The 15,119-nt window shown below is 60.6% G+C and carries 17 protein-coding genes and 1 tRNA gene; 14 read left to right on the top strand and 4 right to left on the bottom strand.

Annotated elements, in window-relative coordinates; genetic code table 11:
- Positions 1-2: 2 nt before the first annotated feature.
- Complete coding sequence (gene gspM / locus J4D28_RS09325) at positions 3-473, top strand: type II secretion system protein GspM (RefSeq protein WP_103331110.1); 471 nt, start codon at positions 3-5, stop codon at positions 471-473.
- 13 nt (positions 474-486) lie between these two features.
- Here the strand turns inward: gspM and J4D28_RS09320 are convergent, their stop codons facing one another.
- Positions 487-1,203, bottom strand: coding sequence for an MOSC domain-containing protein (locus J4D28_RS09320; RefSeq protein ID WP_103331111.1), 717 nt, complete (start codon positions 1,201-1,203; stop codon positions 487-489).
- A 4-nt stretch (positions 1,204-1,207) separates the two neighbouring features.
- Positions 1,208-1,768: a MarR family winged helix-turn-helix transcriptional regulator gene (locus J4D28_RS09315; RefSeq protein WP_103331112.1), complete on the bottom strand. Its 561-nt coding sequence runs from the start codon at positions 1,766-1,768 to the stop codon at positions 1,208-1,210.
- Positions 1,769-1,893: 125 nt separating this feature from the next.
- Here J4D28_RS09315 and J4D28_RS09310 point away from each other — a divergent pair, with 125 nt between their 5' ends.
- From J4D28_RS09310 to J4D28_RS09300, 3 genes are all read left to right on the top strand, one after another.
- On the top strand, positions 1,894-2,124 hold the full coding sequence (locus J4D28_RS09310; RefSeq protein ID WP_009050812.1) for a thioredoxin: 231 nt from the start codon (positions 1,894-1,896) through the stop codon (positions 2,122-2,124).
- Positions 2,125-2,189: 65 nt separating this feature from the next.
- Positions 2,190-2,486 (top strand): DUF2024 family protein, encoded by a 297-nt coding sequence (locus tag J4D28_RS09305; protein ID WP_009050813.1) that lies wholly within the window; start codon positions 2,190-2,192, stop codon positions 2,484-2,486.
- Positions 2,483-2,761 carry a Rho-binding antiterminator gene (locus J4D28_RS09300; RefSeq protein ID WP_041984178.1) on the top strand — a complete coding sequence of 93 codons (279 nt, stop codon included), beginning with the start codon at positions 2,483-2,485 and terminating at the stop codon, positions 2,759-2,761. The genes J4D28_RS09305 and J4D28_RS09300 overlap by 4 nt, the downstream gene beginning before the upstream one ends.
- Before the next feature lie 75 nt (positions 2,762-2,836).
- Here the strand turns inward: J4D28_RS09300 and J4D28_RS09295 are convergent, their stop codons facing one another.
- On the bottom strand, positions 2,837-4,054 hold the full coding sequence (locus tag J4D28_RS09295; RefSeq protein ID WP_103331113.1) for an MFS transporter: 1,218 nt from the start codon (positions 4,052-4,054) through the stop codon (positions 2,837-2,839).
- Positions 4,055-4,399: 345 nt separating this feature from the next.
- Here J4D28_RS09295 and J4D28_RS09290 point away from each other — a divergent pair.
- Both J4D28_RS09290 and J4D28_RS09285 read left to right on the top strand, forming a co-directional pair.
- Positions 4,400-4,476: transfer RNA gene (locus J4D28_RS09290), tRNA-Met, on the top strand.
- Between the two features lie 316 nt (positions 4,477-4,792).
- Complete coding sequence (locus J4D28_RS09285; protein ID WP_103331114.1) at positions 4,793-5,383, top strand: acyl-homoserine-lactone synthase; 591 nt, start codon at positions 4,793-4,795, stop codon at positions 5,381-5,383.
- A gap of 31 nt (positions 5,384-5,414) precedes the next feature.
- Here the strand turns inward: J4D28_RS09285 and J4D28_RS09280 are convergent, their stop codons facing one another.
- Positions 5,415-6,140, bottom strand: coding sequence for an autoinducer binding domain-containing protein (locus J4D28_RS09280; protein ID WP_038635113.1), 726 nt, complete (start codon positions 6,138-6,140; stop codon positions 5,415-5,417).
- 428 nt (positions 6,141-6,568) lie between these two features.
- On the opposite strand from J4D28_RS09280, the gene J4D28_RS09275 reads away from it, so the two are divergent.
- The 8 genes from J4D28_RS09275 (at position 6,569) to J4D28_RS09240 (ending at position 14,611) form a co-directional block, all read left to right on the top strand.
- Positions 6,569-7,060 (top strand): PhzA/PhzB family protein, encoded by a 492-nt coding sequence (locus J4D28_RS09275; RefSeq protein WP_009050818.1) that lies wholly within the window; start codon positions 6,569-6,571, stop codon positions 7,058-7,060.
- A 28-nt stretch (positions 7,061-7,088) separates the two neighbouring features.
- Positions 7,089-7,580, top strand: a complete 492-nt coding sequence (locus J4D28_RS09270; RefSeq protein WP_103331115.1) for a PhzA/PhzB family protein — start codon at positions 7,089-7,091, stop codon at positions 7,578-7,580.
- Positions 7,581-7,603: 23 nt separating this feature from the next.
- A complete protein-coding gene (locus J4D28_RS09265) occupies positions 7,604-8,806 on the top strand; it encodes a 3-deoxy-7-phosphoheptulonate synthase (RefSeq protein ID WP_103331116.1) in 1,203 nt (400 codons plus the stop codon).
- 15 nt (positions 8,807-8,821) lie between these two features.
- Positions 8,822-9,445: an isochorismatase family protein gene (locus J4D28_RS09260; RefSeq protein WP_103331117.1), complete on the top strand. Its 624-nt coding sequence runs from the start codon at positions 8,822-8,824 to the stop codon at positions 9,443-9,445.
- Positions 9,442-11,352 (top strand): phenazine-specific anthranilate synthase component I, encoded by a 1,911-nt coding sequence (locus J4D28_RS09255; RefSeq protein ID WP_009050822.1) that lies wholly within the window; start codon positions 9,442-9,444, stop codon positions 11,350-11,352. The genes J4D28_RS09260 and J4D28_RS09255 overlap by 4 nt, the downstream gene beginning before the upstream one ends.
- Positions 11,353-11,354: 2 nt before the next feature.
- Positions 11,355-12,191, top strand: a complete 837-nt coding sequence (locus J4D28_RS09250; protein WP_016703606.1) for a PhzF family phenazine biosynthesis protein — start codon at positions 11,355-11,357, stop codon at positions 12,189-12,191.
- Positions 12,188-12,856 carry a phenazine biosynthesis FMN-dependent oxidase PhzG gene (gene phzG / locus J4D28_RS09245; protein ID WP_009050824.1) on the top strand — a complete coding sequence of 223 codons (669 nt, stop codon included), beginning with the start codon at positions 12,188-12,190 and terminating at the stop codon, positions 12,854-12,856. Before J4D28_RS09250 ends, phzG begins: the two co-directional genes overlap by 4 nt.
- Positions 12,857-13,135: 279 nt before the next feature.
- A complete protein-coding gene (locus tag J4D28_RS09240) occupies positions 13,136-14,611 on the top strand; it encodes a 4-hydroxyphenylacetate 3-hydroxylase N-terminal domain-containing protein (protein ID WP_009050825.1) in 1,476 nt (491 codons plus the stop codon).
- Positions 14,612-15,119: the final 508 nt, after the last annotated feature.

Here is a 15,119-nt window from a genome sequence, read left to right as displayed (position 1 = left end):
CCATGACCACCCTTTTCAATCGTTACTCGAACCGCTGGCAGCAGCTACCGGCCCGCGATCGCCTGGCCCTGAAGCTGCTCAGCCTGTTTCTGGCCGTGACGCTGTTCTGGACCCTGCTCTGGAATCCGCAGCGCCAGGCCTTGCGCCAGGCTGAACAGCAGTTCCAGGAGGCCCTACAGTTGCAAACCGATCTGCTCAAGCTCCCTTCGTCCGCCCAGGCCCGTGGCCAACAGGCCAACAGCCGGACCCTGGCCGGGCTGATCACCGCCAGCACGGCCGCGGCCAACCTGAGCATCGAACGCATGGACAGCGAAGAATCAGGACGCCTCAATCTCAACCTGGGCGGCGCGCTGCAAGACCTGCTGACCTGGCTGGACGAGGTGGAAAACCAGGGCGTCAACCTGGTGTCGCTGCAATTGGAGGTCGACCCTCAGGCCCTGGTCCAGGCGCGCCTGACCCTGGAGGCGAACTGATCGCGCCCGCCGCTCAGCGGACGGGCTCCTCATCGACCCGCTCAGTGCCCAGCAGGCGCGGGCCCCAATCCTCGACCGCCGCCTGCTCGACCCGGCGCTCCAGGGTGCGGCGCCAGGAAGGCACCAGCGGCAACTCCAGGCACAGACGAATCTCCTCCACTGCCACCTCGCGGGAAAACAGCACCGCGCTCAAGCGCGACAGCGGCCACTGCTCGAAGGGGCGCTCGACCTGCTGCAACACGTCCCCGGCGCATACGCTGCCCGCTTCCAGCACCCGGTAATACCAGCCGGTGCGCCCGCTCTGCTGGACCCGCAGCGACATGTCTTTCACGGCAAAGCGGTCATTGAGTTTCCAGCACGGCATGCGTCCCTGGGACACCTCCAGCAACACGCTGCCGACCCGGACACGGTCGCCCAGGCAGACGTTCTGCTCGGTCCAGCCGTGGCTGCTGAAGTTCTCGCCAAAGGCGCCCGGCTGCTCCAGCAACGCGTGCGGCCCCAACTCGGTGACCCAGGCGGCGTAGTGCTCGCGGGGGTAGTGATGAATGGCTTTTTCCGTGCCGCCATGTACCCGCAGGTCGCCCTGCTCGTCGTCCAGCAGGCCCAGCGGACCGACCTGCAGACTGCCGGTGCGCGCAGTCTTGGCGATCGCGCTCATCGATCCCGGGCGGCTGTAGGCCACGGCGCGGCCGGTCAACAGGGCATCGAGGGTTATACGCTCAGGGGTCATTACCTTACTCCATGGTTTCATCGGCGAACTGATGTTCCCGGCAGATCAACTCAATGTCGGCAGGCGCCAGCGGCTCTTCGGTCAGGCCGCAGAAAGGCCCGCCCGCGACCTGTTGGTGAAAGCGGCAGGTCTTGCACAGGCCGAAGCTCGGCACATCCTGGGTGCGCTGCACGTTGCGCAGCAGCTCGCCGAGCAAGTGCTCCAGTTCCCTGGCCTGCCCGCCCATGCGTTGCGCGGCGGTCTCGAGGAACGCCGGCGGCATCACTTCCGCCAGCAGGGTCCTGGCCTGCTCGGTCAGCAGCAGGTGCACGCTGCGTTTGTCCCGGGCGTCCTGGCTTTTGCTGATCAGGCCCTTGGCTTCCAGCGCCTTGAGCGACTGCGACACCGTGCCTTTGGTCAGGCCCAGGTAATCGGCCACCGCCAGCGGTGTATTGGAATAGACGTTGCAGCGCGCCAGGTACAGCAGCGCGCTCAACTGGATCGGCTGGATATCCGCCAGCAGCGGGTGCTCGCGAAACCAGACGCGGGTCAGGCTGCTAAGCCTCTCAAGCAAATCGAACAGCACAGGGGCATTTCCCGGATCAATGTCTGCGATAAATAGTATCGAATAAAAACTATATTGACAAAGACCTGAGCCAGTGAAAATCTAAATACAGTATCGATCCGATACTTTTATTGGAGGATCAGCCCATGACACACGCTCGTTACTACCACGCTGGCTGCCCGGTTTGCGTCGAGACGGAACAGACCCTGCTGGAACTGCTGGACCCGCAAATCAAAGTGGAAATCGTCCACCTCGGCCAGGCACCCGCGCGGATCGCCGAGGCCGAAGCCGCCGGGGTCAAATCGGTACCGGCCCTGGTGGTCGCGGACAAGGTCCTGCACCTGAACTTCGGTGCAGCCCTGGCCGACCTCAAGTAGACCCGCTCGCCAGCGCACGCCTGACGAGGCGCTGGCGCTCTCTTTTCTCGACGGATGAAACCGCCATGAACGTGAAAGTCTTCGACACCCATGTGCGCACCCGCGCAGGCCAGTACCTGCACTTCGACGTGCTGACCGAAACCCATGACGCCGCCCTGGCCCGGCAATATGCCTTTGCCTGGCTGGACAGCCTGGGCGTGCGGGAAAGCGACGTATCGCAGAACGAATGCCGCTTCTGCCACAGCCAGATCGGCGATCCACGGGTGATGCAAGGCATCGCCCGCCAAGGCTATTTCATCATTCCACTGCAAGGTTTCCAGACAGCGGGCTTCGAGGCGACCGGCCTGGAGGTGAGCGGATGAACGCCTATAAACCACTGGACTGCGACCTGCACGACTACCTGGAAATCGCCTGCATGCATGGTTACCGGCTGCTGGTGGAACGGGTCGATGGCAGCCAGTTCGAAGCGCTCGGCAAGACCACCCGCACCAGCGCCAATGGCGAAGAATTCTTCTGCCTGGAGGACGCCGAAGGTCCGCTCGAAATACGCCTCGACCAGCTGCTGGCGATTACCCCGCTGGATGCCAAGCGCAGCTTCGGCCGCATCCTGCTGGCCGGGCAACACTGCTCGATCTGACTCAACGAGCGCCTTGGCCAAGGGAAAAAAAAGCGCCGACATCGCTGTCGGCGCCCTTTCGTTCACGGCATGCACTCAGGCTTTTTGGGTCCGCGGCAGGAAGATCGCCAGCAGGCCGAACAGCGGCAGGAACGAGCACAGGAAGTACACGTACTCGATGCCGTGGAGGTCCGCCAGGTGGCCCAGCAACGCCGCGCCGATCCCGCCGAAACCGAACATCAGGCCGAAGAACACCCCGGCGATCATGCCGACGTTGCCCGGCACCAGCTCCTGGGCGTAGACCACGATGGCCGAGAACGCCGACGCCAGGATGAAGCCGATCACCACGCTGAGCACGCTGGTCCAGAACAGGTCGACATGGGGCAGCAGCAGGGTGAACGGCGCCACGCCGAGGATCGAGAACCAGATCACCGCCTTGCGCCCGATCTTGTCGCCGATCGGCCCGCCGAAGAAGGTCCCGGCCGCCACCGCGCCGAGGAAGAGGAACAGGTGCAACTGCGAACTGGCCACCGACAGGTCGAACTTCTCGATCAGGTAGAAGGTGAAGTAGCTGGTGAGGCTGGCCATGTAGAAATACTTGGAGAACACCAGCAGCCCCAGCACCACCAGGGCGCTGAGCACCCGCCCCTTGGACAGCCCGTGGGTCGCCGACTGGCCCTGCTTGAGCTTGAACAGCTTGAGGTGGCTGGCGTACCAGCGGCTGATGGCGTAGAGCAGCCCCAGGGCGAACACCGCGAACAGGCCCATCCAGGCCACATTGCCCTGGCCGAAAGGAATGATGATCGCCGCCGCCAGCAGCGGGCCGAAGGCGGTGCCGGCGTTGCCGCCGACCTGGAAGCTCGATTGCGCCAGGCCGTAGCGCCCGCCGGAAGCCAGCCGCGCCACCCGTGAGGCTTCCGGGTGGAAGGTCGAGGAGCCGACGCCGATCAGCCCCGCCGCCAGCAGGATCAAGGCAAAGCTGCCGACCTGGGACATCATCAGAATGCCGATCAGGGTGCAGACCATGCCCACCGGCAGCAGGTACGGCTTGGGATGGCGGTCGGTGTAATAACCGACCCAGGGCTGCAGCAGCGAGGCCGTGAGCTGGAAGGTCAGGGTAATCAGGCCGACCTGGGTGAAGGTCAGGCCGTAGCTGGCCTTGAGCATCGGGTAGATCGCCGGCAGCACCGCCTGGATCAGGTCGTTGATCAAATGCGCCAGCGCCACCGCGCCGATGATACGCAGCACCAGAGGGCTGCTTTGAGAGGCCGCGGGAGTCGCCACAGAGGCGGACTGAACGTTGCTGATAGCCATGAGAGTTTCCGTACAGCAGATGGATGCGCAGTTGCAGGGGTGGCCAATGTGCCATTTTTCGGTGCGCCGCGGCTATCCCCTTAGCTTGCTAACGACTTGAATATTTCGCTTGATGCGCAGCACAACAAGCATCGAAGCCTGCGTTCCGCAACACAGCCGACGCAAACCGGCCAATACGGGGTAGCGACTAAAATGCGGGTCAGGGGTCACGACCGCTGCACGTGCAATCGCAGGATGCACTGGCGACTACAGGAGGGAATTGGATAAACGGTTGATAGCGTAGATAATTTTTTTATAAAAAGCGCTTGACGCCTTACCGTTCTACGCGAATAATGCGCGCCACTTGGCTACATAGCTCAGTTGGTTAGAGCATAGCATTCATAATGCTGGGGTCCGGGGTTCAAGTCCCTGTGTAGCCACCAAGTACCTCAACAAAGCCCGCCTTGTGCGGGCTTTGTTGTTTCTGGCTATCTCTCTTCGTATCCCCCTCTACCTTCGCCTTCCCTCCGCCCTCTTGCCCCATGAGCGCACGAAGCATTCTCTGCGACTGCCTGGGCCAGACTATTGCCTTCAATGCCGACGGCTGGATCAACGCCCCTGTCGCCGCCGCTCGCTTCGACAAAGCCCCCAACGAATGGCTTCACCTCGATTCCACCGAGGCCCCTACCAGATCTTGCAGGTGCCAAGCCTGTGCAAGTCCTCTATAAAACTGCACTCCATCCCTAAGGAACCCCAGCAATGCACATGGAAGAGCACACACTGAGCGAAATGGACGATGAGCTGAAACTCATGCTCGGCCGCTTTCGGCACGAACAATTCGTCGAGAAACTCGGATGGCGGCTGCCCGCCCATCCGAGCCAGGCAGGTTGTGAATGGGATCAATACGACACCGAACACGCCCGCTACCTCCTGGCGTTCAATGCAGACCGCGCCATCGTTGGCTGCGCCCGGCTGATTCCCACCACGCTCCCCAACCTGCTTGAAGGGGTGTTCAGTCATGCCTGCGCCGGGGCGCCGCCCAAGCATCCAGCCATCTGGGAAATGACTCGCTTCACCACCTGCGAACCGCAATTGGCGATGCCGTTGTTCTGGAGAAGCCTCAAGACGGCCGCCCTGGCGGGCGCAGAGGCCATCGTCGGGATCGTCAACAGCACCATGGAGCGCTATTACAAAATCAACGGCGTCCACTACGAACGGCTGGGCCCGGTCACGGTGCACCAGAATGAGAAAATCCTCGCCATCAAACTCTCGGCCCACCGCGAGCACCATCGCAGCGCGGTCGCACCGTCAGCCGTCATGTCCGGCACATTATTGAAAGAGACAGCTTGATACAGGCCGAGTCGTCCTTTTTGAATGCCCCTCAGATATAGCCCATCGCGACTGCGTAAGACACTGCCTGCACGCGGTTACTGGCGCCGATTTTGCGCTGGATGTTGCGGTGATGGTAATTCACGGTATCGGTGCACACCCCCATGATCACGCCGATTTCCTCCGAGGTCTTGCCGTCGGCCGTCCAGCGCAGCACATCACATTCCCTCCCACTGAACGCCACGCCCGTATTGAAGACACGCACGTCGCTCTCCAGCTCGGAAATTTTCTCGTGGGCCGCGGCGGCAAAGGCTCTGGTCACCGGCTTCAAGGCTTCAAACTCCTGAAGGCTGATGGGGTTATTCTTGCGCGCCAGGCTTAACACCCCGACCCTCCCCTGGGCGTTGAACGAGGGTTGTGCCAGGCCGTGGCATAAATGTGAATCCTTGGCTTCAGACCACAGGTCCGCGCATCCCCGGAACAACTCATTGCTCCATAGAATGGGGGCCGACGAGACTTTGCTGTGCTTCACCGTGGGATCGATCACCGCGTAGTTAGCCGCCTGATATCGCTGCACCCAGTCCTCGGGGTAATTGCCGTACATATAAGTCCTGGGCCGCATGAACGGGGTCACGCTGCACATGCCGTAGGCAAAAAAATCAAACCGTAGTTCGCGCAAGGCCCTCAACGCGACAGCCGTAAACTCCTGCATATCCATGGTTCGCGCAAAGATACTATAAAAGTACGCATCCCATCCCAACTGCTGCCCTAATTCCATTTTGAGCACCACTAAAGTTGAAAACAGGCCGTTAGACTAGACCAACCTGAATCTCTGTCAACAAGCAAAATCACATCGTCATAGAAGGCTTTGCGCTAGCACTAGATTCATTGCGCCTAATCCAACCAACTACTTAGAACATTGCATCCCGGCGATGTTAGTAAGCCATTACCACCTTTCAGCCGACGAATGAACCTGCCTCTTCACAATAATGCAACAGTTCATTCGGTGGGCTGCAGCCAACCCGTTCATACGCCAATCACTACAAGATCTGGTAGTTCCACCCCCAAGAAACGCAGGTGTATAAACAACACCCGCTCAGCACCGCCACGCAGGAACATAGTTAAACACTGTAAATATTCACCCACGTCAATTAACTAAATATTTACTTTCAACATTATCACCCCCAACTAAGGAGGATGCTGCCCATGCCTGCTTCGCTTTCCCCTAGCGGCTTTAATGATCATCTTGAACTTCGCCAGAAAAATCGCGCCACCGTCGAACAGTACATGCGCACTAACGGCAAAGATCGCCTGCGCCGGCATGAACTGTTCACTCAGGATGGCAGTGGCGGTTCCTGGAACACCGAAACCGGTAAACCCCTCGTGTTCCAGGGCCACGCGAAGCTGGCCGCCCTCGGCGCATGGCTGGAGAAGTGCTTTCCAGACTGGCAATGGCACAACGTCCGGGTGTTTGAAACCGATAACCCCAACCACTTCTGGGTGGAGAGCGACGGTCGCGGCAAGACTCTGGTTCCCGGTTATCCCGAAGGTTATTGCGAAAACCATTACATCCATTCTTTCGAACTGGATGACGGCAAGATCACGCAGAGCCGTGAATTCATGAACCCCTTCGAACAACTTCGCGCCTTGGGTATCCCCGTTCCAAGAATCAAGCGTGAAGGTATCCCCGCCTCATAAGCCCCCCCTAATTCATTGGAGATTGAGCATGCCTAACAGTGCAACGCAACAACTAACCGCTAACGACACCAGTGAACTTCGCCGCAAAAACCGCGCCACGGTCGAGCAATATATGCGGACCAAAGGCCAGGACCGCCTGCGCCGCCATGAACTATTTACCGAAGATGGTACAGGCGGCTTATGGACCACCGACACCGGCGCGCCGATTGTAATCAGTGGCAAAGCCAAGTTGGCCGAACATGCTGTTTGGTCACTCAAGTGCTTCCCGGACTGGGAATGGTACAACGTCAAAGTATTTGAAACCGATGACCCTAACCATATCTGGGTCGAGTGCGATGGCCGCGGCAAGATCCTCTTTCCCGGCTATCCGGAAGGCTATTACGAGAACCACTTCCTGCACTCCTTCGAGCTGGAAGACGGCAAAGTAAAACGCAATCGCGAATTCATGAACGTCTTTCAGCAACTGCGCGCCCTGGGTATTCCAGTACCGCAAATCAAACGCGAAGGCATTCCAACTTAATCCCTCGTGAGAGTGATCGCATCATGGAAGACTTACTGAAACGGGTTTTAAGTTGTGAAGCGTTCCAGCAGCCTCAATGGAGCGAGCCCTCACAATTGCACGACGCGCAGGCCTACCTCAGGGACAGCGCCTCATTGATACGAGTGGAAGACATCCTGGTGCTGCGCGCCACGCTGGCTCGTGTAGCGGCCGGCGAAGCGATGGTCATCCAGTCCGGTGACTGCGCCGAGGACATGGATGAAAGCACTCCCGACCATGTGGCCCGCAAAGCCGCGGTGCTGGACATCCTGGCCGGTACGTTCCGGCTGGTGACCCAGCAACCGGTGGTACGGGTGGGCCGGATTGCCGGGCAGTTTGCCAAGCCGCGCTCCAACAACAACGAACGCATCGGCGATGTCGAATTGCCGGTGTATCGCGGCGACATGGTCAACGGCCGCGAGGCCGTCTGCGGTCATCGCCAGCACGATGCGCAACGCCTGGTTCGAGGCTATAGCGCCGCGCGGGACATCATGCAACACCTGGGCTGGAAAGCGTCGGCAAGCCAGGAACACCTCAGCGGTTCACCGGCCTGGACCAGCCACGAAATGCTGGTACTCGACTACGAACTGCCACAACTGCGCCAGGACGAACAGGGCCGGGTATTTCTCGGTTCGACCCACTGGCCGTGGATCGGCGAGCGTACCCGTCAGTTAACGGGCGCTCACGTGACGCTGCTCAGCGAAGTGCTCAATCCGGTGGCGTGCAAGGTTGGCCCGGACATCACCCGGGACCAGTTGCTGAGCCTGTGTGAACGCCTGGACTCCAAGCGCGAACCCGGCCGGCTGACCCTGATTGCCCGCATGGGCGCGCAAAAGGTCGCCGATCGCCTGCCGCCGCTGGTTGAAGCGGTGCGCCAGGCCGGCCACAAGATCATCTGGCTGAGCGACCCGATGCACGGCAACACCATCGTCGCGCCCTGCGGCAACAAGACCCGCATGGTGCAGGCCATCACCGAGGAAATCACCGCCTTCAAGCATGCCGTGACCTCAGCCGGTGGCGTGGCCGCCGGCCTGCACCTGGAAACCACCCCTGACGACGTCAGCGAGTGCGCTTCCGATGCCGCCGGCCTGCATCAGGTCGCCAGCCGCTACAAGAGCCTGTGCGACCCGCGCCTGACCCCCTGGCAGGCCATTACCGCGGTGATGGCCTGGAAGAACCAGCCCACCTCAACCCTTGCCTCCTTTTGACTGGAGTTTGTCGACATGACCGGCATTCCATCGATCGTCCCTTACGTCTTGCCTACTTCGCGCGACCTGCCCATCAACCTCGCGCAATGGAGCATCGACCCCGAGCGTGCCGTGCTGCTGGTGCATGACATGCAGCGCTACTTCCTGCGGCCCTTGCCCGACGCCCTGCGTGAACAGGTCGTGAGCAATGCCGCGCGCATTCGCCAGTGGGCCGCCGACAACGGCGTTCCGGTGGCCTACACCGCCCAACCTGGCAGCATGAGCGAGGAGCAACGCGGGCTGCTCAAGGACTTCTGGGGCCCGGGCATGAAGGCCAGCCCCACCGACCGCGAGGTGGTCGACGCCCTGACCCCCAAGCCCAGTGACTGGCTGCTGACCAAGTGGCGCTACAGCGCGTTCTTCAACTCCGACCTGCTGGAACGCATGCGTGCCAACAATCGCGATCAGTTGATCCTGTGCGGGGTGTACGCCCATGTCGGGGTACTGATTTCCACCGTGGATGCCTACTCCAACGACATCCAGCCCTTCCTCATTGCCGACGCCATCGCCGACTTCAGCAAGGAGCATCACTGGATGGCCATCGAATACGCCGCCAGCCGTTGCGCCATGGTCATCACCACCGACGAGGTGGTGCTATGAGCCAAGCCGCCCGTCTCATGGAGCGCATCCTGCAACCGGCTCCCGAGCCGTTTGCCCTGTTGTACCGCCCGGAATCCAGCGGGCCCGGCCTGCTGGATGTGCTGATCGGCGAAATGTCGGAGCCGCAGGTCCTGGCCGATATCGACTTGCCTGCCACCTCGATCGGCGCGCCTCGCCTGGATGTACTGACGCTGATCCCCTACCGGCAGATTGCCGAACGCGGTTTCGAGGCGGTGGACGACCAGTCGCCGCTGCTGGCGATGAACATCACCGAGCAGCAATCCATCAGCATCGAGCGCTTGCTGGGACTGCTGCCCAACGTGCCGATCCAGTTGAACAGCGAACGCTTCGACCTCAGCGACGCGAGCTACGCCGAGATCGTCAGCCAGGTGATCGCCAACGAAATCGGCTCCGGGGAAGGCGCCAACTTCGTCATCAAGCGCACCTTCCTGGCCGAGATCAGCGAGTACGGCCCGGCCAGTGCGCTGTCGTTCTTTCGCCATCTGCTGGAACGGGAGAAAGGCGCCTACTGGACGTTCATCATCCACACCGGCAGCCGTACCTTCGTGGGCGCGTCCCCCGAGCGCCACATCAGCATCAAGGATGGGCTCGCGGTGATGAACCCCATCAGTGGCACTTACCGCTATCCGCCCGCCGGCCCCAACCTGAGCGAAGTCATGGACTTTTTGGCGGATCGCAAGGAGGCCGACGAGCTCTACATGGTGGTGGATGAAGAGCTGAAAATGATGGCGCGCATTTGTGAGGACGGCGGCCACGTCCTCGGCCCTTACCTCAAGGAAATGGCGCACCTGGCCCACACCGAGTACTTCATCGAAGGCAAGACCCATCGCGATGTACGGGAAATCCTGCGCGAAACCCTGTTTGCGCCCACCGTCACCGGCAGCCCGCTGGAAAGCGCCTGCCGGGTCATCCAGCGTTATGAGCCGCAAGGCCGCGCGTACTACAGCGGCATGGCCGCGCTGATCGGCAGCGATGGCAAGGGCGGCCGTTCCCTGGACTCGGCGATCCTGATTCGCACCGCCGACATCGATAACAGCGGCGAGGTGCGAATCAGCGTGGGCTCGACCATCGTGCGCCATTCCGACCCGATGACCGAGGCTGCCGAAAGCCGGGCCAAGGCCACTGGCCTGATCAGCGCACTGAAAAACCAGGCGCCCTCGCGCTTCGGCAACCACCTGCAAGTGCGCGCCGCATTGGCCAGCCGCAATGCCTACGTCTCGGACTTCTGGCTGATGGACAGCCAGCAGCGGGAGCAGATCCAGGCCGACTTCAGTGGCCGCCAGGTGCTGATCGTCGACGCAGAAGACACCTTCACCTCGATGATCGCCAAGCAACTGCGGGCCCTGGGTCTGGTGGTGACGGTGTGCAGCTTCAGCGACGAATACAGCTTTGACGGCTACGACCTGGTCATCATGGGCCCCGGCCCCGGCAACCCGAGCGAAGTCCAACAGCCGAAAATCAACCACCTGCACGTGGCCATCCGCTCCTTGCTCAGCCAGCAGCGGCCGTTCCTTGCGGTGTGCCTGAGCCATCAGGTGCTGAGCTTGTGCCTGGGCCTGGAACTGCAGCGCAAAGCCATTCCCAACCAGGGCGTGCAAAAACAGATCGACCTGTTCGGCACCACCGAACGGGTGGGTTTCTACAACACCTTCGCCGCCCAGAGCTCGAGTGACCGCCTGGACATCGACGGCATCGGCACCGTCGAAATCAGCCGCGACAGCGAGACCGGCGAGGTGCATGCCCTGCGCGGACCGTCGTTTGCCTCCATGCAGTTTCATGCCGAGTCGCTACTGACCCAGGAAGGTCCGCGCATCATCGCCGACCTGCTGCGGCACGCCCTGATCCACACACCTGTCGAGAACAACGCTTCGGCCGCCGGGAGATAACCATGCACAACTACGTCATCATCGACGCCTTTGCCAGCGTCCCGCTGGAAGGCAATCCGGTCGCGGTGTTCTTTGACGCCGATGACTTGTCGGCCGAGCAAATGCAACGCATCGCCCGGGAGATGAACCTGTCGGAAACCACCTTCGTGCTCAAGCCACGTAACTGTGGTGATGCGCTGATCCGGATCTTCACCCCGGTCAACGAACTGCCCTTCGCCGGGCACCCGTTGCTGGGCACGGCCATTGCCCTGGGTGCGCGCACCGACAATCACCGGCTGTTCCTGGAAACCCAGATGGGCACCATCGCCTTTGAGCTGGAACGCCAGAACGGCAGCGTCATCGCCGCCAGCATGGACCAGCCGATACCGACCTGGACGGCCCTGGGGCGCGACGCCGAATTGCTCAAGGCCCTGGGCATCAGCGACTCGACCTTTCCCATCGAGATCTATCACAACGGCCCGCGCCATGTGTTTGTCGGCCTGCCGAGCATCGCTGCGCTGTCGGCCCTGCACCCCGACCACCGTGCCCTGTGCAGCTTCCACGACATGGCCATCAACTGTTTTGCCGGTGCGGGACGGCGCTGGCGCAGCCGGATGTTCTCGCCGGCCTATGGGGTGGTCGAGGATGCGGCCACGGGCTCCGCTGCCGGGCCCTTGGCGATCCATCTGGCGCGGCATGGCCAGATCGAGTTCGGCCAACAGATCGAAATTCTTCAGGGCGTGGAAATCGGCCGCCCTTCACTCATGTTCGCCCGGGCCGAGGGCCGCGCCGATCAACTGACGCGGGTCGAAGTATCAGGCAATGGCATCACCTTCGGACGGGGGACCATCGTTCTATGAACAGTTCAGTACTAGGCAAGCCGCTGTTGGGTAAAGGCATGTCGGAATCGCTGACCGGCACCCTGGATGCGCCGTTCCCCGAGTACCAGAAGCCGCCTGCCGATCCCATGAGCGTGCTGCACAACTGGCTCGAACGCGCACGCCGCGTGGGCATCCGCGAACCCCGTGCGCTGGCGCTGGCCACGGCTGACAGCCAGGGCCGGCCTTCGACACGCATCGTGGTGATCAGTGAAATCAGTGACACCGGGGTAGTGTTCAGCACCCATGCCGGAAGCCAGAAAGGCCGCGAACTGACAGAGAACCCCTGGGCCTCGGGCACGCTGTATTGGCGCGAAACCAGCCAGCAGATCATCCTCAATGGCCAGGCCGTGCGCATGCCGGATGCCAAGGCTGACGAGGCCTGGTTGAAGCGCCCTTATGCCACGCATCCGATGTCATCGGCGTCTCGCCAGAGTGAAGAGCTCACGGATGTCGAGGCCCTGCGCAACGCCGCCAGGGAACTGGCCGAGGTTCCAGGTCCGCTGCCGCGTCCCGAGGGTTATTGCGTGTTTGAGTTGCGGCTTGAATCGCTGGAGTTCTGGGGTAACGGCCAGGATCGCCTGCATGAACGCTTGCGCTATGACCGCAGCGCTGAAGGCTGGAAACATCGCCGATTACAGCCGTAGGGTACCGAGATAAATATGCTTTGAAGTGCTGGCTGCTCCAACTTCGAACTCATTGCGCGAACTTCAACACTTATGACACCCGGTCAACATGAGAAGAGTCCAGATGCGAAAGAACGCGTATTCGAAATACCAAACAGAGAGTCCGGATCACCAAAGTGTGTAACGACATTAATTCCTATCTGAATCTTATAGTTGCTCTAGAACGTTGTCCTTGACCCAGCGATAGACATCGGGCCAGAGACTACACAAACAAAGTTAGACATTACTGAGGCTGCTACCATGCTAGATCTTCAAAACAAGCGTAAATATCTGAAAAGTGCAGAATCCTTCAAAGCTTCACTGCGTGATGACCGCACTGTTATTTATCAAGGCCAAGTTGTTGAGGATGTGACTACACACTTCTCTACGGCTGGAGGCATATCGCAAGTTGCAGAAATCTACGAAGAACAATTCAGCGGTGAACACGACGACATTCTGACTTACGTACGCCCCGACGGTTACCTGGCCTCTTCTGCCTATATGCCCCCTAGAAACAAAGAAGACTTGGCGTCGCGACGCCGCGCAATCACGTACGTCTCGCAAAAAACCTGGGGCACCCACTGCCGTAACCTGGACATGATCGCCAGCTTCACCGTCGGCATGATGGGATATCGGCCGACATTCAGGAAAAAATGCCCTGAGTACGCAGAAAACATTACCGAATACCATGACTACGCCGAGCGCAACAGCCTGTATTTGTCTGAGGCCATTGTTGATCCACAGGGCTATCGGGCACGTACCCACGGCACCGACCTCAACCTGCCGCCGCCCGATCGTGCCGTGATGAGGATCAACAAGCAGAACGCCGAGGGCATCTGGATCAGCGGCGTCAAAGGCGTGGGCACGGTAGCACCGCAGTCCAATGAAATATTTGTTGGCAGCTTGTTCCCCGCAGCGCCCAACGAGTCATTCTGGGCTTACGTCCCTGCCGATGCGCCGGGGGTGAAGATTTTTTGCCGAGAGATTGTCTCCCAGCCTCACGCCAGCGCCTATGACCACCCGCTCATATCCAAAGGTGAAGAAGCCGAGGCGATGGTGGTATTCGATAACGTGTTCATTCCACGCTGGCGAATCATGGCGGCGAACGTGCCGGAACTGGCCAACGCCGGCTTCTTCAGCCTGTGGACCTCATACAGCCATTGGTACACGCTCGTGCGCCTGGAAACCAAGGCTGACCTGTATGCCGGACTGGCCAAGGTGATCATGGAAGTCCTGGGCCTTGAGGGGATTGCGGTGGTTCGCCAGCGGGTCAGCGAAATAGTGCAGCTTGCGGAAATACTCAAAGGCATGTGCATCGCCTCCATCGAAACGGCCGAGATGTCCGAAGGCGACATATTGCTGCCTGGCCCCAACGCACTGGCCGCCGGAAGGATTTTTGCCATGGAGAAATTGCCTCGGGTGCTGCATTTGCTCAGAGAGCTGTGCGGACAGGGCTTGATCCTCAGGTTCAACGAGAAAGACTTGGCCACCGACGCCGCCTTTGGCCAGAAGTTCTCCTGGTTTCTTGACACGCAAAGCGTGGGCGCCAGAGAGAAGAACCTGCTGATGAATCTGGTGTGGGACGTGGCTGCCAGTGAGCACTCCACACGTGCATTGGTGTTTGAAGAACAGCACGCACTCAGCGAGCCCCTGCTGCGCGATAGCCTGGTGCTGGACTACGACTACCGCAAAAGCACAAGCCTGATACGCCGCATGGTGGGGCTCAACGCCAAATAGACCTGATTGGCGTGTAGGCGCCGCGCAACCCTTCATTCGTGCCGACTGAACTCGGCACGAATGAAGGGTTGTCCGCCTCCGGCCCCTGGCATCCCGTAAGTTTCCAACCTTCAACGGTAGTACATCGCCCCATTAGCATCCAAATGAATACAGCAGGAGCCCGTTACAGCGCTGGCGCTGGATGCCTGGCTACGCTTGCACGGGATCTCGGTCCGAGACGAGCCAGGTTTACCGGCCCCCCCTTTATTCGAGCCATGCCACTTGGCAGGCTCGTTCAGTTGTAGCGGTCAGCCTGTCGCCGGTTGGCTTGCCACCCGCCACCTCCAGGCCAGCGTCTTGCGCCGGGCCTTGCCCAGACAATATCGACGCCGTAGCGATCCACGAAAGGCTCAGCATGGACCCGTTCACTGCTGTACATTCCTCCCCACGGACGACACATCATTTACCCAGTGAACGGAGTTCAACGCGTGTTCTCGACCCTCAATCCGCGTCACCGCCGGCTTGCCAG

Origin of the sequence: Pseudomonas sp. GW531-T4, assembly GCF_017349615.1 — a bacterium.
GTDB lineage: Bacteria > Pseudomonadota > Gammaproteobacteria > Pseudomonadales > Pseudomonadaceae > Aquipseudomonas > Aquipseudomonas chlororaphis_I.
Note: the sequence above shows the minus strand (reverse complement) of the source record. Positions and strands in the feature narration are given on the sequence as shown.

Coding starts and splice junctions, on each gene's coding strand:
- gspM (WP_103331110.1), top strand. CDS start 3: ATGACCACCCTTTTCAATCGTTACTCGAACCGCTGGCAGCAGCTACCG.
- J4D28_RS09320 (WP_103331111.1), bottom strand. CDS start 1,203: ATGACCCCTGAGCGTATAACCCTCGATGCCCTGTTGACCGGCCGCGCC.
- J4D28_RS09310 (WP_009050812.1), top strand. CDS start 1,894: ATGACACACGCTCGTTACTACCACGCTGGCTGCCCGGTTTGCGTCGAG.
- J4D28_RS09305 (WP_009050813.1), top strand. CDS start 2,190: ATGAACGTGAAAGTCTTCGACACCCATGTGCGCACCCGCGCAGGCCAG.
- J4D28_RS09300 (WP_041984178.1), top strand. CDS start 2,483: ATGAACGCCTATAAACCACTGGACTGCGACCTGCACGACTACCTGGAA.
- J4D28_RS09295 (WP_103331113.1), bottom strand. CDS start 4,054: ATGGCTATCAGCAACGTTCAGTCCGCCTCTGTGGCGACTCCCGCGGCC.
- J4D28_RS09285 (WP_103331114.1), top strand. CDS start 4,793: ATGCACATGGAAGAGCACACACTGAGCGAAATGGACGATGAGCTGAAA.
- J4D28_RS09280 (WP_038635113.1), bottom strand. CDS start 6,140: ATGGAATTAGGGCAGCAGTTGGGATGGGATGCGTACTTTTATAGTATC.
- J4D28_RS09275 (WP_009050818.1), top strand. CDS start 6,569: ATGCCTGCTTCGCTTTCCCCTAGCGGCTTTAATGATCATCTTGAACTT.
- J4D28_RS09270 (WP_103331115.1), top strand. CDS start 7,089: ATGCCTAACAGTGCAACGCAACAACTAACCGCTAACGACACCAGTGAA.
- J4D28_RS09265 (WP_103331116.1), top strand. CDS start 7,604: ATGGAAGACTTACTGAAACGGGTTTTAAGTTGTGAAGCGTTCCAGCAG.
- J4D28_RS09260 (WP_103331117.1), top strand. CDS start 8,822: ATGACCGGCATTCCATCGATCGTCCCTTACGTCTTGCCTACTTCGCGC.
- J4D28_RS09255 (WP_009050822.1), top strand. CDS start 9,442: ATGAGCCAAGCCGCCCGTCTCATGGAGCGCATCCTGCAACCGGCTCCC.
- J4D28_RS09250 (WP_016703606.1), top strand. CDS start 11,355: ATGCACAACTACGTCATCATCGACGCCTTTGCCAGCGTCCCGCTGGAA.
- phzG (WP_009050824.1), top strand. CDS start 12,188: ATGAACAGTTCAGTACTAGGCAAGCCGCTGTTGGGTAAAGGCATGTCG.
- J4D28_RS09240 (WP_009050825.1), top strand. CDS start 13,136: ATGCTAGATCTTCAAAACAAGCGTAAATATCTGAAAAGTGCAGAATCC.